The following is a 20,494-nucleotide window of genomic DNA, read 5'->3' as shown; positions in this document are numbered from 1 at the left end:
AACCGTTTATAAAGTCGAAAAGAACGTCATGCTGAGCTTGTCGAAGCATCTCTACCGCTTCGGCAAGCTCAGCATGACGTTCTTTCTTTAATCCCTACTTGCCCGGCATTCGCCCGGCCGGCCCCAGTTGTAGTGTGCCGTCGTTGATGCGGGTGTAGCGGATGTTGAGCAGGTCTTTAAGGTAGTTCTGATGAACAAACCAGGGGCGGCGGGAGCCCTGCCGGGGCAACTCGCCGCCCGCCCGCTGCACGTAGCCCGACGAGAAATCGAGCAGGGGCCGGGCCTGCAGGTTGGTGGGGCAGCGCGGTACAGCAATGGCCAGCTGGTGGCGGTCGAGGTAGCGCAGCAGGCGGCAGAAGTAATTGGCCGTCAGGTCTACTTTCAGCGTCCAGGAGGCGTTGGTGTAGCCGAAAGCCAGCAGCAGGTTGGGTACGCCGCTCAGCATCATGCCCCGGTAGCTAAGCGTTTCCGATGGCTGCACCGGCTGGCCGTCAATTGTGAGCCTGATGCCACCCAGTAGCTTGATTTTTAGCCCGGTGGCTAGCACCACCAAATCGGCGGGCAGCTCCCGGCCCGATTTCAGCAGCAGGCCGCCGGGCGTAAACCGCTCAATTTCGTCGGTAACTACCGCGGCCCGGCCCTTGCGGATGGCCCGGAACAAGTCGCCGTCGGGTACCAGACAAATGCGCTGGTCCCAGGGGTTGTAGCGCGGCGTAAAATGGGTGGCTACGTCGTAGTCGGGGCCGAGCTGGCGGGCCGCCAGGCGTACGAGCTGCCGCTTTACCAGCGCGGGCCGGCCCCGGGCAATGGCATACTGCACAATACCCAGCAGCACGTTTTTCCAGCGCGTAAGCTGGTGGGCCAGGCCGCCGGGCAGCCACCGCCGGAGCCGGTTGGCCAGCGAATCTTCGGAGGGCTGGCTGACCACAAACGAAGGCGAGCGTTGCAGCATGGTAACGTGGGCGGCCAGTTTGGCCATGGTAGGAACCAGCGTAACGGCCGTGGCCCCGCTGCCCAGTACCACCACCTGCTGGCCGTCGTAGCTCAGGTTTTCGGGCCAGAACTGGGGTTGCACGATGCGGCCCCGAAAGTCGGATTCGCCGGAAAACTCGGGCCGGTGGGCCTGCTCGTAATCGTAGTAGCCGCTGCAAGCATACAGAAACCGCGCCTTCAAGGTATGCTGCTGCCCGTTGTGTGCTACCGCCACCGTCCAGCAGGCCTCCGTACTCGACCAGTCCGCACGCAGCACCTTGTGGCCGAACCGAATGTGCCGGGTAATACCGCTTTCCTCGGCCGTTTCGCGCAAATACTCGAGGATGGCTGGCCCGTCGGCAATGGCCTTGGGGTTGGTCCAGGGCCTGAATGAGTAGCCCAGCGTGTGCATATCGGAGTCGGAGCGCACTCCTGGGTAGCGGAACAGGTCCCAGGTGCCGCCCAACGCCTGGCGGGCCTCTAAAATCTGGTAGGTTTTGCCGGGGCAGCGCCGCTGCAGCACGTGCGCCGCCCCAATGCCCGAGAGGCCGGCCCCCACTATCAGCACATCAAGCAGTTCGTTTTCTGGTGTCATAAGGGCTGTGTCAACTCTTGTTCTGCTTCTTGGCAAGCAGCCGGGTAAACAGGCCGGCCCATCGTCGTGTTCGGACAAGCAAACGCGCTGAGTCGGCTCTTTGCCAGGTGCTGCTCAGCCGGCATTGGATGGTCAGCCAGCACCTATACGGAAGCGGTGTGTAGCTTGGCTTAGCTAATCCGAGTCTAGTGGCACGTCGTAGGGGCGGGGCTTGTCCCCNNAAGCCCCGCCCCTACACTGTGCCGACATCCTTACCGTAGCAGCCTGGGGGCTATATTGTGTCGTGGCCTTCGGTGGCCAGTTCGCGTAGCAGCTGGCGCAGGCCGGCCGGCTCCGCTAGCAGCCGTAGCACCTGGGCCAGGTACTCGGCTTCTGCCTTCAGGTGACGCTTCAGCTGCCTGATTTCCTGCTCGCGCTTTTTGCCGGTGGTAGCGCTCAGGCCGTTCTCGCCGTACTGCAACCCCTGAATCTGCTGTTTCAGCTCGGTTTGCTGCTGCTGCAGGGCCTGGGTGTAGCGCGCCAGTAGCGTGTCGTCGGTCTGGTCGGGCGGGGCAGTTTCGGCCAGCAGCTGCAGCAGCGTGTACAGGTCGTTGGCTTCGTAGGCCTCCGTGATGCGCTGCATAAGTTGGGTGCGCTGCCCGTGGGTGCTTTCGTCGCGGCTTAGGTCGGGATGATGGGCGCGGGCCAGCTGGCGGTACAGCGTTTTGGTATTGGCCAGCAGCGCCTGCTCCTGGGTGCGTGCGGCCTGGGCGGCGGCTTCCTCGGTACGCTGCTGCTTGGTTTTGCGCCGGGCCCGGGCGGCTTCGGCAGCCTGCTCGTGCGGAGCCTTCCCGGCGGCCGCGGCTGGCGCCGGTTCGGCCACTTCCGGGGGCTGCTGCTCGTCGTCCTGCTCCGTATCAATCGGTCGGCGGCGCGGGGCGTATTTGCGTAGTATTTCGGTGGCATCTTCCCCAAACCGGTCCTGCAGGGTACGGGCATTGCCCAGCAGCAGGGCCGTAATCTGCTGCTGCTCCAAGCGACTGAAATAACCCAGCAGCAAGGCCTCTTCCAGGGGCACAAACAGCGCCTGCCGGGCCTGCACCACGGTTTCGGCAGCCGGCCCTACCTGCTGCCAGTAGCGGCGGCGCGCCTCGGCCTGCGCTGCCTGCAGCTCTCGTAGCCGCTGCCGCAAACCCTCTACCCGTGCCACGGCCTCGGCAAAAGCCTGCTGCGCGGGCGTGCCAGGGGCCGCCGCCGCCGGAATGGGCAGCGAGTTGGCCGCGGGCAAATCGGTGTAGGGGTTGTGCAGGTGCATTCGATGAACGAGTGACTCGATTGGTAGAAAGGGGCAAAGATACTGTCATTCTGAGTGGAGCGAAGGACCTTATCATGCCTGAATATTGGCATAAACTGTTGCAATATGGTAGGGTGCTTCGCTTCGCTCAGGATGATAATTCACCCAGCCGCCCCGCTACCCCCACAGCGCATACGCCGCCCGAAACGTGTGGCAGTGCGCGTCCACGATATCGGCCAGCCGCTCGGAGTAGCCGCCGCCCATGCTTACGGCCACCGGCAGTCGGTGCTGGTAGCAAAGGCCGAGCACGTACTCGTCGCGCTGGCGGCAGCCGGTGGGAGTGAGGGCCAGCTTGCCGAGCTTGTCGGTGGCCAGCACATCCACGCCGGCCAGATAAAACACAAAGTCGGGCTGCACTTCGGCCAGCAGCCGGGGCAGCGTGGCCGCCAGCGTCTGGAGGTACTCGGTGTCGGTGGTGCCTAGCTCCAGCGCTACGTCGAGGTCCGACTGCTCCTTGCGCAGCGGGTAGTTGGCCTCGGCGTGCATCGAAAACGTAAATACCCGCGGCTCATCCCGAAAAATGCTGGCCGTGCCGTCGCCCTGGTGCACATCAAGGTCCACGACCAGCACCTGCCGGGCCAGGCCGTGGTAGAGTAGGTGGGCGGCGGCAATGGCCACGTCGTTGAGCACGCAAAACCCCTCGCCCCGGTCGCGGAAGGCGTGATGAGTGCCCCCGGCCAGGCTCAGCGCCACGCCTTCCTGCAGCGCCCACTGCGCCGAAGCCAGCGTGCCAGCGGCGCTGCTCAGCGAGCGGCGCGTCAGCTCGGGGCTTTGCGGCAGGCCCAGGCGGCGCACTTCGGCCGCACTTAGCTGCTGGTCGCGCACCTTATGCCAGTAGTCGGGCGAGTGGACACGTAAAATATCCTCTTCGGAGCAGAAGCCCGGGTCGTAAAAATCAGCTTCGGCGGCAATGCCCTGCCACAGCAATTGCTCCCGGATGAGGCCGTACTTGGCAATCGGGAAGCGGTGGCCGATCGGCAGGGGCAGCGTGTAGCGGTCGGAGGTGGCAAGGTGCATAGAGAGTAGGTGGCTCCGGCCGCAGTTAGTCCTTGGGCAACACAGTCACCACGTCGCCGACGTGGAGGAGGCCGCCCTGCACAATGCGGGCCGTGAGGCCGCCGTGGCCGCGCATGGCGTTGTAGCCGCCGGGCCCGAACTCCTCTTCCATGCGCGAGCAGGGGTGGCACTCCCCCGTAATTTCCAGCACCACCTCGGCCCCGATACGAATCTGCCGGTTTTTCAGGGCCAGCAGGTTCAGGCCGCTCACCACCAGGTTGCGGCGCAGCCGGGCCGGGTCGAGCGGCTCGGGCAGACCCAAAAAGCCCGCCACGGCGGCCAGGTGCTCGTGCTGAATAAGCGTGATTTGCCGCTTGCCGCCGGGGCGGGGGCGGGCATGGTCGCCCAGCAGGTGGCGGTCGGTTTCCGCCTCGGCCTCAGCTACCACCCGCATGGCCTCGCGCCGAACCGGGCGCAGGCCAATCCACTCGATGCGGCCTTGTTGGGGCAGGGTGCCCAGCAGCCGGGCAATGGTCGATTTATCGTCGCCGAAGAAAGGAAATGGCATTTTATAAACGCAGAAATTGAAAACTCAGAACCACGGGCGGATTCACTTACTAACCCAATCTACAACCCTAAAAAATTCCAGCCCGCAAGCACCCTGGCTACCCCGTAGGCGGCCCCGGCGTTCAGCGAACCAACGCCGGCCTTTGATGCGCAAACGGCACCGTCAGCCCATCGGCCCGTCCAACAACCCTACCCTCTAACACTACCGAGCTGCTCAGGTGGCTTTCGGTGTGTGAGTGAATGGGCGGTTATGCCATACGCAAGAGCTGGAAAGTGCGTAAAACGTGTGCCGGATGCTTAACCTACGCGTACGTCCTACGTATGCTAAACCAACCGGACGGATTCGTACCGGCATTATCTTCTGATTTTTTCTGACCTCTCTACTTATGGCTAAGTCAAACGCCACCACCAAGGCAAAAGACGCTCAAACCAGCGGCTCTGCCTCCAGCATCCAGCCCATCCTCAACCAGCAGTTCGATGCCCCCAAGCCGCTGCAGAAATACGGTACCGTTTCGCAACGGCTGCCCATCGGCCTCGACGAAAAAACGCGTCAGCAGAGTGTAAACCAGCTCAACCAGCTGCTCGCCGATACCATGACGTTGCGCGACATGTACAAAAAACACCACTGGCAGGTAGTGGGCCCCACGTTTTACCAGCTGCACCTGCTCTACGACAAGCACTACGAGGAGCAAAGCACCATTGTTGATACCATTGCTGAGCGTATCCAGATTCTGGGTGGTGTTGCCATTGCTATGGCCCATGATGTAGCCGAACTGACCACCATTCCGCGTACGCCCCGCGACCGGGAAGAGGCCCCCATTCAGGTGTCGCGCCTGTTGGAAGCGCACCAGATTATTCTCAAAAACTGCCACGAATATGCCAAGCAGGCCGATGAAGCCGGCGACGATGGCACCAATGATGTGGTAGTAAGCGACGTAATGCGCGCCAACGAGTTGCAGGTGTGGTTTGTGTCGGAGCATGTAGTGGATACGCAACTGGTTCGTTCCGAATAGGAACTGCCTGCTTTATAAGTTAAAAAGGCTTCTTCCCTGTTATGGGAAGAAGCCTTTTTGCTTTCTATAACAGCCCTGCAGAACCTGCCAGAAAGCGCGTAAGCGTAAGTACAAACCGCGAAACAGCTTAAGTGCCTACGGCCTGACCTACCCGGTAGGCAGCGTAGGTAGTCCGCCCCGACGGTGGTGACGGCGGCGGCGCTTTTTCAGGTGGTTCTCTTCGGCTTCCTCTACCGAATGCGTCCGGCCGAGGTTGTGGTCCTGGCGAGCCTTCTCGGCCAGCAGGCAGAAGTAGTTGTGGAGCATGTGGATTTCCTCCTCCGAAAAATCCTGTGCGTTGATGAGGCGGTTGCTGGCTCCCTTGTGCGAAGCCAGCAGCTCGTTGAGCTTGAGATGGAGCACCAGCGAATCCTTGTTCTGGGCCCGCTGAATGAGAAATACCATCAGAAAAGTAACGATAGTAGTACCCGTGTTGATTACTAGCTGCCAGGTTTCGGAGTAATGAAACAGTGGCCCCGTGGTGGCCCAGGCCAGTATGATAAACAGTGCCAGGCAAAAAGCCGCCGTACTACCCGACCAGGTGGTTACCCGAGCGGCAAACCGGGCAAAAAAGCGCGTGGTGCCCGCCGGCGCTACAGAAGGTAGAGACTGCATACGACAAGGGTACAAAAGGCGACAAAAGCGGGAGGTAGTTAAATATAAGTCCATTAAATGAATGCGGAATGAAATTTTTACGCCTGACAATGAGCATTAAGCGGCGCTCCAACCCATTATCTGACGGAAAAACGTGCTCCGCGCTTGCACCCTGACTTTCGACCTCCTACTTTTGTCATCGATTCGCCGCCTCAGCGAGTCCGAAGGCTTCGGCTTTTGAACAAGAAAGAGTGCTTGCCAGCATCTGCGCACGTGGTGAAACTGGTAGACACGCCATCTTGAGGGGGTGGTGCCTTCGGGTGTGGGAGTTCGAATCTCCCCGCGCGCACTCTTGCAGGAAAATCCGCTTTGGCCTTGGCCGAAGCGGATTTTTTGTTTTTCGGCATAGTTCGTTCTCTGGTTCAGACAGAAAACATTGACTTTCTTGGCGTGGCAAACCACGCTTCTCCCGCCTTCTGCCATGCAACTGCCCTCCCTGCAACACCTAATGGCCGAAATGGCCCGGGTGGCCCGCCGCTTCCCGCTCACGCTACTGTGCTCCTTTGTGCTGGGCGGCGTGGGCTTTTATCTGATTTGGATAAGCGGCTTACGGCCCGAGCCAGAAGCTCATTGGGCATTGGGGGCGCTGACGGCCGCGGGGCTGGGGCTGCCGCTCATGCTGGCCCTGGCGGTAACAGCCGAGCGGTATAGCTGGCGGCCGGCCGTAAAGGCGGCGGCACAACTGGGGGCACTGGCGCTGCTGGGGCTCTGGTATGCGCTGGCCCCCGCCGAGCCCAACCTTGTTTGGGCGCTACGACTGGTGCTGCTGCTACTGGCGGCCCACCTGGCCGTAGCCGCCGGGCCCTACCTGGCCGAGCTGCGCGGCCCGGCCGACACGCCGGGCTTCTGGCGCTACAACCAAACCCTGTTTCTGCGCATTCTCACGGCGGCGTTGTACTCGGGGGTACTGTTTGCGGGCTGCGCGCTGGCCTTGCTGGCCATTGATAACCTGTTTGGGGTGAAGCTGGATGAACGCCTGTACGCCTGCCTGTTTGTGGCGCTGGCTACGGTGTTTAATACCTGGTTTTTCCTGGCTGGTGTGCCCACCGATTTTGCAGCCCTGGAGCAGCCGGCCTCTTACCCGAAAGGCCTGAAGGTGTTCACCCAGTTCGTGCTGCTGCCGCTGGTGGTGCTCTACTTCGTGATTCTGTATGCCTACTTGGGCCGCATTCTGCTCACCTGGACGCTGCCGCAGGGCTGGGTTTCGGTGCTGGTACTGGCGTTGGCGGTGGCCGGCATCTTCGCGTTGCTCCTGATTCATCCCATCCGGCAAGCGGCCGAAAACGCCTGGATCAGCACGTTTGCCCGCTGGTTCTACCGGGCGCTGTTTCCGCTGCTGGGGCTGCTGGCCGTGGCCATCGGCACCCGCATCAGCGAATACGGCGTTACCGAGGAGCGCTATTTCGTGCTGCTGCTGGCGGGCTGGCTGCTGGGTATGGCCGCGTACTTTCTGCTGCGCCGGGGCCAGGGCATCATCTGGATTCCGGCCTCGCTGGGGCTGCTGGCTTTGCTGGCTGCCGGTGGGCCCTGGGGCGCGTTTGCCGTGGCCGAGCGTAGCCAGCTCGCGCAGCTGCGCGAAATCAGCCAGGAGTACAAGCTGCTGCAAAACGGCAAGCTCGACGGCGCGGCCCGGCGGCAGCCGAAGCTGCCTTTCGCGGCGCGGCAGCGCCTGAGCTCCGTTTTCGAATTCTTTGCCGACCGCAACTCCCTGCCAGTGCTGCAGCCCCTGTTTGCGGCCTCGCTCACGCCGCCCGATTCGGTGCGCAGCCTTTCGCGGCAGCAGCAGCGCCTGCAGGCGAACAAATGGGAGGAGCGACCCTTCACGCTCACCGGCTACGACCGAATTTCGCGCTACATCACCGAGAAGGACGTGCGTGAGGCAGGCCAGCGGGTGAACTTCGGGACGGAACGAAAAGCGAGAACGAGCGAGGTATACGCCCTGGGCGGCGGCCGCTACTGGCTCAACGATATCAATGTGCACGACTATGACCGGGGCACTGCTACAGCCAACGTAGTGGCCTCGATTCCGTTGGCCGACAACGGCAGTTTCCGGGTACGGGCGCTTCGCTACGGGCAGCAACTGATAGTGGAAAGGTCGCAGGGTACGGGGCGCTGGCAGCAGCTGCTGGCGGTGTCGCCGGGGGGGCTGGCCGATTCGCTGGCCACCGTTTATGGCCGAAACCCCGCCGATTACCGCGTCAATCTGACCACGCAAGATCTCACGCTCCGCGCTGCCAGCCCCACCCTAAAGCTGCAACTTTACCTAACCGATTTAACCCGCGAGCAGCAGGGCGACACGGTACGCTACAACTACCAGGCCCGCGCGCTGCTGGAGGTGAGGTAAACCAATGCCGGGGCAGGGCGAAGAATAGGCCGCCCGATACACCAGATTTGTGTCTCTGCTTTTCCGGCCTTTTATTCATTGTCTGCTGGTCGGCAAGCTGATACCACTCTTGGTTTTTTAGGCGTTAGCTCCTGCTTCGGCACGCAGGCAGCACAGGAGTCGGCGCACGTAATCGGGCGGGCAATCCGCTGCCGCATAATGGTCGTAACTTTCGGTGGGCAGCGCGGCATTCGGTTTCGGCGGGCCGCGAGGGTTTGTTGAATCCGTGCGGCAGCGCCTGCCTGAAAACTATTCGTTCGTTCTCACGCTTACCAGCGCATTCTCCCTTCTATTCGAATTCTTCTCTCATGGAGCAACACATTCAGCAGCAAGTACAGGACTACTACGGCCGCGAGCTGACCACCAGCCAGGACCTGAAAACCAACGCCTGCTGCACCGACGACATTCCGACCGCCCACAAACGCATTCTGGCCACGCTGGAGTCGGAAGTGCTGGAGAAGTACTACGGCTGCGGCGTGTGCGTGCCTTCGGCCGTAGAAGGCCTCACGGTACTCGACCTGGGCTCGGGCTCGGGCCGCGACGTGTACTTGCTCTCGAAGCTGGTGGGCGAGCAGGGCCACGTAATTGGGGTCGATATGACGGAGGAGCAGCTGGCCGTAGCCAACCGCAACATTGCCGCTCATACCACCAAATTCGGCTACGCCAAGCCCAACGTGGAGTTCCGCCACGGCTACATCGAAGACCTGGCCGCCGCCGGCATCGAGGACAACAGCGTGGACCTGGTGGTGAGCAACTGCGTGCTGAACCTGAGCACCGACAAAGCCGCCACTTACCGCGAAATATTCCGGGTGCTGAAGCCCGGCGGCGAGTTGTTTATTGCCGACGTGTTTGCCGACCGCCGCATTCCCGAAAGCCTGCGCCAGGACCCCGTGCTGTACGGCGAGTGCCTGAGCGGCGCCCTGTACACCGAGGATTTCCGCCGCCTGCTGCGCGAGCTGGGCATCAACGACTACCGCCTCATGAGCCAGCGCCGTCTCACCATCGACAACGAGGAGATTGAGCAAAAGGTGGGCAACATCAAGTTCTACTCGCTCACGGTGCGGGCCTTTAAGCTGGCCCTGGAAGACCAGTGCGAGGATTACGGCCAGGTGGCTACCTACCTGGGCACCCTGCCCGACGAGCCCAACGGCTTCACCCTCGACGACCACCACCACTTTGAAACCGGCCGGCCCATGCTGGTGTGCGGCAACACCGCCGACATGCTGGCCCTCACTCGCTTCGGGGCGCACTTCCGCCTCGATGGGACCAAAGACCGGCATTTCGGCCTGTTCCCGTGCGGGCCCGCGGTCACTACGGCCAGTTCCTCTGCCGCCGACGATACTACCGGCAGCTGCTGCTAAGCAACCAGCCGTTACGTCAGAAAACGCCCCCGCACNNGTGCGGGGGCGTTTTCTGACGTGACGGCCTTGACCAGGATGCCTAGTTGAACGAATACCGCAGGCCCAGTTGGCCCTGCCAGCGCGAGCTGATGGGGTCGGTTTGCCAAGGGGTGCCAGTAGGTTCCTTGAACTGGTATACGGGCCGGTTATCCTCGATGCGCACGAAGTTGAGCAGCGCGTAGCCCGAGTTGTTGATGTTGGGCACGAAGTACTGCCGGCCCCAGTCGTTGCTGAGCAGATTGCCCAGGTTGAGCACGTCGAGCGTGATTTCGAGGCGCTGGGTGCCGGCCTGGGTGAGGGGCAGCTTGGCCGTGAGGCGCAGGTCGAGTTGCTGGACCCAGGGCGTGCGGGCCGCGTTGCGCTCGGCGTAGCGGCCGCGGCGGCTTGCCAGGTAAGGGCTGTTGTTGATGTAGGCGTCGAGCTGCTCGTACTGCTGCGCCGCCGATACCGGCGCGGCCCCCGTGATGGGCGCCAGCACTATATCCTCGCGGGTGCGGGGGATGAAGAGTAGGTCGTTTTTGGCCGAGCCGTCGCGGTTCACATCGCCCTCATACACAAACGAAAACGGACTGCCCGAGCGCGCAATGTATACCAGGCTGGCCCCCAGGTTCACCTTGCGCACGTTCAGGTTATAGTACACGTTGCCTATGAACTTGTGGCGCAAATCGAAGTTGGAATAGGCCAGGGCAGGGGAGTTGGCCACCAGCGACTGGTTCCACTCGTAGTTGGCCGCCGGCGACACGCGCACGCCGTTCACGATGTCTTTGCTCTGGCCGTAGCTGTAGCCGGCATAGGCCTCCAGGCGGTTCTGGATGCGCTTGCTGAGCGTAAACGTGGCGTTGTAGTTGTAGCCCCGGTTGGTGTTGCGCATCACAAACACGTTGGTAAACGCGGGGTCGATTTTAGCCGCGCTGCCGGTGTTGGTGAAGTAAGGCCGGTTGTCGGGGCCGGCGAAGGTAGATTTGGCGTCCTTGAAATTGATGGACTGAAACAGCATACCCGTCACCACTTTCGAGTACAGGCCCTCGGCCGTGAAGGTGAAATCATAGGGCAGCTTCACATCCACGGCCAGCGTGGATTTCCAGTCGCGGGGCAGCTTGAAATCGTTGTCAATCAGGTTGATTTCGGCAATGCCGGGCTGCACCGACTGCAACGACGACAGGTCGCCGGCAATGGGCAACGTGCCGGTAGGGCGGAAGTCGATGTTGTTGTAGCGGTTGCCCGAGATATAGTGTGCGTAGGCGTACCACACAAACGGAATGCGCCCCGTAAACAGCCCCGAGCCGCCCCGCACCTGCACCGTATTGGCCTCGTTGAGCTGGTAGTTGAAGCTGAAGCGAGGGTTGAATTGCGGCACGCCACCAAACTTGTTCTGGTACTGCGCAAACTCCGGATTGCGGGCCACGGCCGGGTTCACCGGCACCTTATCGGGGTGCAGCTGCATGTCGAGGCGCAGGCCCAGCTGCAGGCTCAAACGGTCGGTTGCGCGGTAGTCGTCCTGGGCGTAGGCGCTGAGTAGCAGCACCCGGTAATCGGCCGAAGGCTGGTTTTTGTTGAAGGCCGCGTCGTTGTTTTGGGTGTTGTACACGCCGCGCACCCGGTTGGGGCGGTTGGCCAGAAACGCATCTACCGAAGGGTACTGCCAGCGGCCGTTAAAGGCCGTCAGGAAGCGGTACTCAATGTTGTTCAGCTCGTTGGTAGTGCCGAAAGTGAGCGTGTGTTTGTCCTTGAAAACCGTCAGGTTGTCGGTGAGCTGGGTGGTGCTCACGCTGGAGCCGTAAATGGCCGCCTCACGATACGTACCTGCGTAGATGATGGTGGAGGCATTGTAGCTGATTTCGAGGTGCGGAAACAGCCGGTTCTGGTAGCTACGGTCTTCGTTCACGGTGTTGAAGCCGGCAATCAGCTGATTGGAAACCCGGCTGTTGAACGTGCTTTTCAGCTCGGCCACCAGGCTATTGGTGCGGCTGTTGTGCCGGAAGCCCTGGTTGCCGTAGTTGAGCACCGTAGGCGAGCGTTCGAGGTTATCGGCGAAGCCGGCCACGTAATTGTCGCGCAGCGTGAGGCGGTGCTTGTCGGAGATGTTGTAGTCGAAGCGCAGCAAAAACTTGTCGCTGTTGCGCCTGATGGAGGCGTTGCCAAACGTGCCGGGGTCGTAGCCGTACTCCGACTGCAAAAAGTTGCTCACCTGCCGGGCCACCTCCAGCGGCACGCCGGCGCCGGGCGTGCCGGGCGCAAACGATACCGGCTCTTCGCGGCGCTGCAACTCGTAGTTGCCGAAAAAAAACAGCTTGTTTTTGATGATGGGTCCGCCCAGGCTGGCCCCCGACTGGATGTCGTAGTACTTGTCGATGGGCGTGCGCAGGCCGTCCACACTCCGGCCCGTGAGCACCTGGTTGCGGCCGTACCCATACACGCTGCCCGCAAACCGGTTGGTACCGCTTTTAGTAACAGCGTTGATGTTGGCCCCCGTAAAGTTGCCCAGCGTGACATTGAAAGGAGAAACCACCACCGAAATTTCATCAATGGCATCAAGCGAAATGGGCTGGGTGCCGGCCAGCGCGCCGGGTGTGCCCGCGGCTACCGAGCCGGCCGCGCCGCCCGCCGGCTCCTGGAACCCCAGCACGTCGTTGGTGGCCATGCCATCAATGCTCAGGTTGTTGAAGCGGTAGTTGGAGCCGCCGAAGGAGTTTTTGTTGCCCTGCGGCATCAGCTTAGTCAGGTCGCCGAGGCTGCGGTTCACGGTGGGCGTGTTCTGGATGGCCGTTTGCCCCAGATGGTACGCCTGGCCATTTTTGTCGGTCGTGAACGGGTCGCTCTTGTTGGCCGTCACCTGCACGTCGGCCAGCTCGGTAGTGGTTTCGCGCAGCGTAAACGTCTGGCGGGCCACTTTGCCCAGGCTCAAGTACAGCTCCGTTTTGGTTTCGGTGGTGTACCCCACAAAGCTCACCTGCACCTGGTAGGGGCCGCCGGGCTTGAGGTTGGTGAGCAGGAACTTGCCGCTGGGGTCCGACTGCGTACCACTACGCGTACCGGTAGGCTGGTGCGTGAGCACCACCGTAGCGCCGGGAATAGCGCCCCCGCTTTGTCCCTCAACCTGGCCTTCAAAGGTGCTGGTCGTGAGCTGGGCAAACGTAAACAGCGGCAGAAAGCTGGCCACCAGCAGGAGTAGGAGTTGTTTCACGTAATGAGGGTAAGCAGGGGAGAAGGGGAATTAGATAAAGGCAGACCGTCATGCTGAGCTTGTCGAAGCATGTCTACCGCTTCGTTGAATTACTACCGCAACGAAGCGGTAGACATGCTTCGACAAGCTCAGCATGACGCTCACTCATCAGAGCAGCATCACTGGCCCAGCGTGTGAAAGGCGTAATAGAAGCCCGCGCTCAGCAGCGCGGCCACCGGCAGCGTGAGCAGCCATGACAACCCGATTTTGGCAATCTCGCGCGAGTTGGCCGTGCCGTTTACCAGCCCGATGCCATAAATGCTGCCCACCGACACATGGGTGGTAGACACCGGCAGGCCGAATTTGCTGGCTGCAATTACCAGCAGGCTCGTTATCAGGTTGGCTGTAAACCCCTGGCCGTGGTTGAGCTTCGATATCTTCTTGCTCATCGTATCGGCCACTTTGCGTGCGTTCAGCAAGCCACCAATGGCCATGACCACGGCCAGAATGAGCACATTCACGGGCATGGCGAAGAACTTGCACAGCAGCAGCAAACCCACCAGCTTGGGCGTGTCGTTGAGGCCGCGGGCAAAGCTCATGGCTGCGGCGCTGCCGTAGTGCAGGTTATTGATAAGGGGCTGAAAATTAAGGCCGATGAAGGTACCCTGGTAGCGGTTCTAGCACTCGGCCTGGGTGCCCGTGCCAGCTTGCAGCGTGGGCAGCGCCGTGAAAGCCGCCGTAGGCGCGGTGGCCACCGGCACCCAGGCATTGCCCACGCACACGCACGATGCCTCGGTGATGCCCGCCGCCCGGCGGCCCTGCCGAAACAGCACGTACACCAGACTGCCCAGCCCCACGGCCAGCACCGGCCCCAGAATAAGCGGCAGGAAAAAGCTGGCCCCCAACTTGGCAAAATTTACCGCTGTGCCCACTGCCACCAGCCCGGCGCCCACCAGCGCGCCCACCAGCCCGTGGGTGGTGGAAATGGGAAACCCGAACCGCGTGGCCAGCAGCACCGTAACGCCCGCCGCCAGCGCCACCGACAGCGTAAAATCAACCGACTGAATAATATCATCCGGCACCAGCCCTTTGCCCGAGAAATTTCTAATCAGCTCCTCGGCAAAAAAGTACGAGCAGATGGAGCCGGCAAACGTAGCCACCGTGGCCAAAATTAGGGCCGGTCGGTAGGCTAATGTGCCGCTGCCCCACAGCGTGGCCACACCCTTAAAGTTGTCGTTGGCTCCGTTGGAATACGTGAGCAGCAGAACCGCCAGAAACAGGAAAAGCAACAGCATGAGCAGCAGCAGTAAAAAGCCTAAACAAAAGCCCCACACCAGATACTAGTGAGGGGCTTGTGGGGCAATCTACGGCGGTATTCCGACCGTTGGTTTCACCGGGTCAGGAAATAATTTTCCTCAGGCAAGCAGGGCAGCAACAATTGAATAGCCGCGCCACTGAATCCCACATCCTCGGTTAAACCGAAGCTTAATTACGGCTTCTTATTCCCACTCAATCGTCGCCGGTGGCTTCGAGCTGATGTCGTAGACCACGCGGTTGATGCCGCGTACCTGGTTGATGATACGGTTGCTGACTTCGGCCAGGAAATCGTAGGGCAAGTGGGCCCAGTCGGCCGTCATACCATCAACGCTGGTTACGGCGCGCAGGGCCACTACCTGTTCGTAGGTGCGCTCATCACCCATTACGCCCACGCTCTGGATGGGCAGCAGCATTACGCCGGCCTGCCACACTTCATCGTAGAGGTTGTGTTCTTTCAGGCCGTTGATGAAGATGGCGTCGGCGCGCTGCAGCAAATCCACTTTGAGTGGCGTGATGTCACCTAGAATGCGGATGCCCAGGCCGGGACCGGGGAAGGGGTGGCGGTGCAGAATGTGGCTTGGCAGGCCCAGCGCCGCGCCTACCTCGCGCACTTCGTCCTTGAACAAGGCCCGCAGCGGCTCCACAATCTTCAGGTTCATCTTCTCGGGCAGGCCCCCCACGTTGTGGTGGCTCTTGATGGTTACGGCCGGCCCGTTCACCGAAACCGACTCGATTACATCAGGATAAATCGTGCCCTGGGCCAGCCAGCGGGCGCCCTGCACTTTCTGCGCCTCCTGGTCGAACACCTCAATGAATGTGCGGCCAATGGCCTTACGTTTCTGCTCGGGGTCGGTAAGCCCTTCGAGGGCCGCGTAAAACTCGGCGCTGGCATCCACGCCGCGCACGTTCAGGCCCAGGTCTTTGTAAGAGTGTAGTACGTCTTCGTACTCATCCTTGCGCAGCAGGCCGTTGTTCACGAAAATGCCGTGCAGCCGCGAGCCAATGGCTCGGTGCAGCAGCAAGGCCGCCACGCTCGAATCGACGCCGCCCGAAAGGCCCAGAATCACCTGGTCCTGCTCGCCAATGGTGGTTTGCAGCGTGGCCACCATGCTATCCACGAAGTGCTCGGGCGTCCAGTCCTGGGCGCAGCCGCACACATCCACCACGAAGTTGCGCATCAGGCGCTTGCCGTCCGTCGAGTGCGTTACTTCGGGGTGGAACTGGATGCCGTAGGTCTGCTGGCCTTCGATTTCGTAGGCCGCCACCGCCACATCGGGGGTGCCGGCAATGGCCAGAAAGCCCGTCGGCAGCTCCTTGATGGTGTCGCCGTGCGACATCCAGACCTGCGAGCCGGGCTCCAGGCCATGCAGTAGTGGGTGGTGCTGGTTGATGTGCGTCAGGCGGGCGCGGCCATACTCGCGGATGGTGGCTGGCAGCACTTCGCCGCCCTGCTGATGAGCCAGCAACTGCGCGCCGTAGCACACGCCAAGCACCGGCACCCGGCCCAGGTAGGCGCTCAGGTCGGGGTTAGGCGAGTCGGCGTCGCGCACCGAGCAGGGCGAGCCCGAAAGCACGACGCCCCGGATGTCCTCAGTGAGGTCCGGGGCGTGCGTAAACGGATGAATTTCGCAGTAAACATTCAGCTCCCTAATGCGCCGGGCAATTAGCTGGGTGTATTGCGAACCGAAATCGAGGATAAGAATTTGTTCAGGCATAGGCAAAAGTAGTGTCCCTGTTTGAAACCCGCCGCACCCGCCCATCCTTTTTTTCGGTGCCAGCCCCCGGCCGCAAGTAAGGTGTAGCGGGCATCGAACCTGTGAAAACAGCATTGCCGGACCTATAGTAACCCGGCAGGGACATTACGTCAACAAAAAAAGCCCCTGATTACCTTGCTCATAGCCGTCCAACCGGCAAAATTCGGCTAAAGCACGAAGAAATCAGCGAAACTGTGCCTACCTTTGCATCGGCGAGTCAGAACGACCAGCTCCTGCTGAATTCCCCCAGGACCGGAAGGTAGCAAGGGTAGGTGGTTGAGCGGTGCGATTTTGGCTCGCTTTTTTTTGGCCCAAGGATTAGCGCGGGTTTTAACGGATTTCCCGGTTTTTGTAGCCGGCCCGTTTCCGCCAGTTAATCATGCAACTGATAAATAGAAAAGGCGGCCCGTTTGGGCCGCCTTTTTGTTTTTGCGTACTTTGCGCCGCCGGTCGTTGCCGGCTTCCGGAAGCAGATCGGCCCGTTCAACGGCTCGTTCCCTAAATCCGTGAAATCTGATAAAATCAGTGCTAATCCGTGATCTGATGAAGTTTTTTCTCGATACCGCCAACCTCAAGGAAATTCAGGAAGCCGTAGAGTTGGGCGTGCTTGACGGCGTGACTACCAATCCCTCGCTAATGGCTAAAGAGGGCATCAAAGGCACTGATGCCGTGATGAGCCACTACAAGCAGATCTGCGAAATCGTGGACGGCGACGTGTCGGCCGAGGTAATTGCCACCGATTTTGAGGGCATGATCCGTGAGGGCGAGGCGCTGGCCGAGCTGCACCCCAACATTGTGGTGAAGGTGCCCATGATTAAGGAAGGCGTGAAAGCTATCCGTTACTTCTCCGATAAAGGCATCAAGACCAACTGCACGCTTATCTTCTCGGCCGGACAGGCTCTGCTGGCTGCCAAGGCTGGTGCTACGTACGTGTCGCCTTTCGTGGGCCGTCTCGATGATATCGGCCACGACGGCCTGCAGCTGGTGCAGCAGATTGTGGACATTTTCAGCAACTACGGCTACCCTACGCAGGTGCTGGCCGCCTCGGTGCGCCACGTACCGCACCTGTTGCAGTGCGCCGAGCTGGGTGCCGATGTGGTAACCTGCCCCCTGAGCGTCATTACGGGCCTGCTCAACCACCCGCTCACCGATAAGGGGCTGGCCACTTTCCTGGCCGACCATCAGAAGGCGAATAGCTAACGCTAATTATGAATTTTGAATTTTGGATTATGAATTGTGGACGGAGGCTGAAATACCTCAATTTAAAATTCATAATCCAAAATTCATAATTAAAAAAAGCCGTGTACATCATCAAAGTAAAGGGCAAGGCCAAAATTCCGGACTACATTCAACTGCGAGACCAGGAATTTGTGCTCATCGCCTACTTCCGGGCCGACAGGCCGCTGAAGGACCTGCACCGTTACGGCCTCGAAGGCAAGGAAACCGCGTTGGCCGGCGTTATCAGCGGCCTCGAATTTGGCCGGCTGCAGAAGCTGGATATTTAGGACATAGCTTTTTCAGGTAAAAACGCCCCATAATCCCACACTATGACCGTTATTGAGCTGCACGATGCCTACATTATGCAGGACGTAAATACGGTGCTGCAGAAAGTGACGTTTGCGCTGGAAAAGGGCGAGTTTGCTTATCTGGTAGGCCGGACGGGTTCGGGCAAAAGCTCGCTGCTGAAGACGCTGTACGCCGATTTGCCGCTGCCCGCCGGTACCGGCTCGGTGGTGGGCTTCGGGCTGCCCCGCAGCATGGGCAGCAGCGGCAGCGAGAAAGTACCTTACCTGCGGCGCAAGCTGGGTATCATCTTCCAGGATTTTCAGTTGCTCTTCGACCGTTCGGTGGCCGATAACCTGCTGTTCGTACTCAACGCTACCGGCTGGAAAGGCAAGGCTCGCAAGCAGCAGCGTATTTCTGAGGTGCTTATGCGGGTAGGGCTAGCCAGCGTGGCCGGCAAAATGCCCCACCAGCTGTCGGGCGGTGAACAGCAGCGGGTAGTAATTGCCCGGGCGCTGCTGAATGAGCCGTTGCTGCTGCTGGCCGACGAGCCCACCGGCAACCTCGACCCCGACGTGTCGGACAGCATCATGAAGCTGTTCGTGGAAATCAACAACGCCGGTACGGCCGTGCTTATGGCCACCCACAACTACCAGCTCATCGAGCAGTATCCCCACCGGGTGCTAAAGTGCGAGCAGGGCCAGCTGATTGACTCGGCCGTGACGCCCTTTGCCTTGAGCTAAACTCGCCTGACCCAAAAAAAGCGGGCTCTGCTGACAACCAATTGGCCTGCCTGCGCCTCTAGGGGTGGGCAGCCGTGCTGTCCGATTCCTCATCCCCAACTGCAAGCCCCTACCCGTCGCGCATGATTGGGCTCTCCGTGCTGATTCCGGTGTTCAACAACGATGTGCGGCCGCTGGTGCGCGCATTGCTGGCGCAGGCAGCCGATTGGCACGGCCCCGTTGAAATCCGCTGCCTCGACGATGGTTCGCAGGAGCCTTTTCGGGTGTTGAACCGCGAGCTGGCCGGGTTGCCTGGGGTAGTGTATAGTGAGCTGGAGCGCAACGTAGGCCGGGCCGCTATTCGCAACCAGCTGGCCACCACCGCCCGCTACGCCTGGCTGCTGCTGCTCGACAACGACAGCCGCCTGCCCGATGACCAGTTTCTGGCCCGCTACCGGGCCGGCCGCTACCTGGCTCCGGTATTGGTTGGCGGCACCATCTACCAGGCAAGCCCGCCCGCCGATGACGCTCTGCGCCTGCGCTGGCTGTATGGCTGCCGGCGTGAGGCCCGACCAGCTGCCGTGCGCCAGCGCGCCCCACATGGCCAGCTCACGCTCAACAACCTGCTTATTCAGGCCGGCGTTTTCCGGGAGTTAGGCCTCGATGAAAGCCTCACGCGCTACGGCCATGAGGACACGAAGTTTGGCTGGCTGCTACGCCGCTCCGGCATCGTGGTTCAGCACCTCGACAACCCAGTGCTGCACGAGGGCCTGGAAGCGGCCCCCGTATTCCTGCAAAAAAGCCATGATGCCGTGCGCAACCTGGTACAGCTGTACCAGGCCGAGGGCCTGGGGGCCGATACCCGCTTGCTGGGAGCCGCCCTGCGCCTGCAGCGCTGGGGCCTGAGCGAGGCCGTTCGCACCACGTTCAGCCTGCGCCAGAGCCAGGTGCAGCGCAACCTGCTCTCGGCCCGCCCCAGCCTGCGCCAGCTCGACGCCCTCAAGCTGTACTGGCTGCTGACGGAACTGCGCTAAGCAGCTGGCAATACCGGCCAGATAGCGCGCCGATCAAGGTAGAATACGCGAAAGCGCCGGCTCTTCCAGAGAAGAACCGGCACTTTCAGCGGTTTTACAGGCAGGCAGTTGGCTAGTCGTTGTCGGTGTTTTTTACTTCCGACTTCACTTCCTTGTAGGCACCTTTTACGGCACTGCCTACTTTGCTGCCCACATTAGCGGCACCCTGGCCAACGTCTTTACCGGCTTCCTTTACATCGGAAGCGGTGTTACTCGCGGCCCGGCCCACGGCCGAACGCTCGTCCTGGGTTTCGTTGGCTACCTCGTTGGCGGCGGCGCCGATGGCATCGGCGCCCTGTGCGGTGCGGGCTTCGGCCTTATCGAACGATTTGAAGGCGGCGTACTTCAACTTTTCTTTCTGAATCTCGGCCAGATCATTTACCGCAATGTCGCCTTTTACTTTGTCGTAGGCTTCGTCAAGCGCCCGCCATTCGGCGTTGATGTTGCGCCAGTCGTTGATGTCGTATCTGTCCTCGTTCTGCTTGATGTCCTTAACGAACGACTCGTACGTCTGGCGGGCGTTGGCAGCCGTCAGGCGGCTGGCCGGCGAACTGGGCTTATAATACTTGCCCAACTGCATGTCGCCCGCCGAACGGCTACTCCAGGAGGCCTCGCGCTTGTCGTAGGCGGTGGTGTAGCGGTTGCGTAGCTGCTCAATTTCCTGCCGGCGCGTGTCGTCATACTGGTCGGCATATTTGTCGACGGCCGCTACCCGGCTATCGAAATCGGCCTTCATCTGGGTCGTTTCGCGGTTGTAGTCGTCCTCGGTGGCATTGGCCGCGGCTTCGGCTCTGGATTCAGTATCCGAAACGAAGGTCTGGAAATCGTTGTAGGCCTGGTCTTTATCAGCGGCCATTTCGGTTTGCTGCGCGTTGTTGCAGCTGGTCTGCGTGAACAGGCCGCCCGTGAGCAGCAGGGCCGATAGCGCCGGAATGGTGAGGGTCTTGCGAAGCATAAGCGTGGGTTTAAGGAGGAAAGGGAGGTTGCCGGAGAGAGCAAAAGCGGCCGTA

The 20,494-nt window shown here is 60.9% G+C and carries 15 protein-coding genes, 1 tRNA gene, 1 other RNA gene and 1 pseudogene; 9 read left to right on the top strand and 9 right to left on the bottom strand.

Annotated elements, in window-relative coordinates:
* Positions 1–94 precede the first annotated feature (94 nt).
* From J7E24_RS15615 to J7E24_RS15600, 4 genes are all read right to left on the bottom strand, one after another.
* Positions 95–1,567 carry a flavin-containing monooxygenase gene (locus J7E24_RS15615; protein WP_215139058.1) on the bottom strand — a complete coding sequence of 491 codons (1,473 nt, stop codon included), beginning with the start codon at positions 1,565–1,567 and terminating at the stop codon, positions 95–97.
* Between the two features lie 271 nt (positions 1,568–1,838).
* Positions 1,839–2,861: a J domain-containing protein gene (locus tag J7E24_RS15610; RefSeq protein WP_215139057.1), complete on the bottom strand. Its 1,023-nt coding sequence runs from the start codon at positions 2,859–2,861 to the stop codon at positions 1,839–1,841.
* A gap of 156 nt (positions 2,862–3,017) precedes the next feature.
* Positions 3,018–3,917, bottom strand: a complete 900-nt coding sequence (locus J7E24_RS15605) for a histone deacetylase (RefSeq protein WP_215139056.1) — start codon at positions 3,915–3,917, stop codon at positions 3,018–3,020.
* 25 nt (positions 3,918–3,942) lie between these two features.
* A complete protein-coding gene (locus J7E24_RS15600) occupies positions 3,943–4,464 on the bottom strand; it encodes an MOSC domain-containing protein (RefSeq protein ID WP_215139055.1) in 522 nt (173 codons plus the stop codon).
* A gap of 385 nt (positions 4,465–4,849) precedes the next feature.
* Here J7E24_RS15600 and J7E24_RS15595 point away from each other — a divergent pair, with 385 nt between their 5' ends.
* Positions 4,850–5,476, top strand: a complete 627-nt coding sequence (locus J7E24_RS15595) for a Dps family protein (protein WP_215139054.1) — start codon at positions 4,850–4,852, stop codon at positions 5,474–5,476.
* Positions 5,477–5,623: 147 nt separating this feature from the next.
* Here J7E24_RS15595 and J7E24_RS15590 read toward each other — a convergent pair whose 3' ends face one another.
* Positions 5,624–6,130 (bottom strand): low affinity iron permease family protein, encoded by a 507-nt coding sequence (locus J7E24_RS15590; protein ID WP_215139053.1) that lies wholly within the window; start codon positions 6,128–6,130, stop codon positions 5,624–5,626.
* Between the two features lie 246 nt (positions 6,131–6,376).
* On the opposite strand from J7E24_RS15590, the gene J7E24_RS15585 reads away from it, so the two are divergent.
* The 3 genes from J7E24_RS15585 (at position 6,377) to J7E24_RS15575 (ending at position 9,913) form a co-directional block, all read left to right on the top strand.
* A tRNA-Leu gene (locus J7E24_RS15585) sits at positions 6,377–6,458 on the top strand.
* Between the two features lie 132 nt (positions 6,459–6,590).
* Positions 6,591–8,513: a DUF4153 domain-containing protein gene (locus tag J7E24_RS15580; RefSeq protein WP_215139052.1), complete on the top strand. Its 1,923-nt coding sequence runs from the start codon at positions 6,591–6,593 to the stop codon at positions 8,511–8,513.
* 347 nt (positions 8,514–8,860) lie between these two features.
* Positions 8,861–9,913: a methyltransferase domain-containing protein gene (locus tag J7E24_RS15575; protein WP_215139051.1), complete on the top strand. Its 1,053-nt coding sequence runs from the start codon at positions 8,861–8,863 to the stop codon at positions 9,911–9,913.
* 79 nt (positions 9,914–9,992) lie between these two features.
* Here the strand turns inward: J7E24_RS15575 and J7E24_RS15570 are convergent, their stop codons facing one another.
* The 3 genes and pseudogenes from J7E24_RS15570 to guaA all read right to left on the bottom strand — a co-directional run bounded on the left by J7E24_RS15570 (position 9,993) and on the right by guaA (position 16,147).
* Positions 9,993–13,136, bottom strand: a complete 3,144-nt coding sequence (locus J7E24_RS15570) for a carboxypeptidase regulatory-like domain-containing protein (protein ID WP_215139050.1) — start codon at positions 13,134–13,136, stop codon at positions 9,993–9,995.
* 158 nt (positions 13,137–13,294) lie between these two features.
* Positions 13,295–14,410, bottom strand: a pseudogene (locus J7E24_RS17675) (anion permease).
* Between the two features lie 204 nt (positions 14,411–14,614).
* Positions 14,615–16,147: a glutamine-hydrolyzing GMP synthase gene (gene guaA, locus J7E24_RS15555; protein ID WP_215139048.1), complete on the bottom strand. Its 1,533-nt coding sequence runs from the start codon at positions 16,145–16,147 to the stop codon at positions 14,615–14,617.
* 248 nt (positions 16,148–16,395) lie between these two features.
* Between guaA and ffs the strand changes: the two genes are divergently transcribed.
* The 5 genes from ffs (at position 16,396) to J7E24_RS15530 (ending at position 19,445) form a co-directional block, all read left to right on the top strand.
* Positions 16,396–16,492, top strand: an RNA gene (gene ffs / locus J7E24_RS15550) — signal recognition particle sRNA small type.
* A 237-nt stretch (positions 16,493–16,729) separates the two neighbouring features.
* Positions 16,730–17,386 carry a fructose-6-phosphate aldolase gene (fsa, locus tag J7E24_RS15545; RefSeq protein ID WP_215139047.1) on the top strand — a complete coding sequence of 219 codons (657 nt, stop codon included), beginning with the start codon at positions 16,730–16,732 and terminating at the stop codon, positions 17,384–17,386.
* A gap of 101 nt (positions 17,387–17,487) precedes the next feature.
* Complete coding sequence (locus J7E24_RS15540) at positions 17,488–17,691, top strand: fructose-6-phosphate aldolase (protein WP_215139046.1); 204 nt, start codon at positions 17,488–17,490, stop codon at positions 17,689–17,691.
* 42 nt (positions 17,692–17,733) lie between these two features.
* The gene (locus J7E24_RS15535) at positions 17,734–18,432 is read left to right on the top strand and encodes a cell division ATP-binding protein FtsE (RefSeq protein ID WP_215139045.1); all 699 of its coding nucleotides are present in this window, start codon (positions 17,734–17,736) and stop codon (positions 18,430–18,432) included.
* Between the two features lie 122 nt (positions 18,433–18,554).
* Positions 18,555–19,445, top strand: a complete 891-nt coding sequence (locus J7E24_RS15530; protein WP_215139044.1) for a glycosyltransferase family 2 protein — start codon at positions 18,555–18,557, stop codon at positions 19,443–19,445.
* Between the two features lie 112 nt (positions 19,446–19,557).
* Here J7E24_RS15530 and J7E24_RS15525 read toward each other — a convergent pair whose 3' ends face one another.
* A complete protein-coding gene (locus J7E24_RS15525) occupies positions 19,558–20,439 on the bottom strand; it encodes a DUF6565 domain-containing protein (RefSeq protein ID WP_215139043.1) in 882 nt (293 codons plus the stop codon).
* Between the last annotated feature and the right edge of the window lie 55 nt (positions 20,440–20,494).

It is taken from the genome of Hymenobacter sp. ISL-91 (genome assembly GCF_018613725.1).
Taxonomy (GTDB): domain Bacteria; phylum Bacteroidota; class Bacteroidia; order Cytophagales; family Hymenobacteraceae; genus Hymenobacter.
This window is presented reverse-complemented; position numbering and strand designations above follow the sequence as displayed.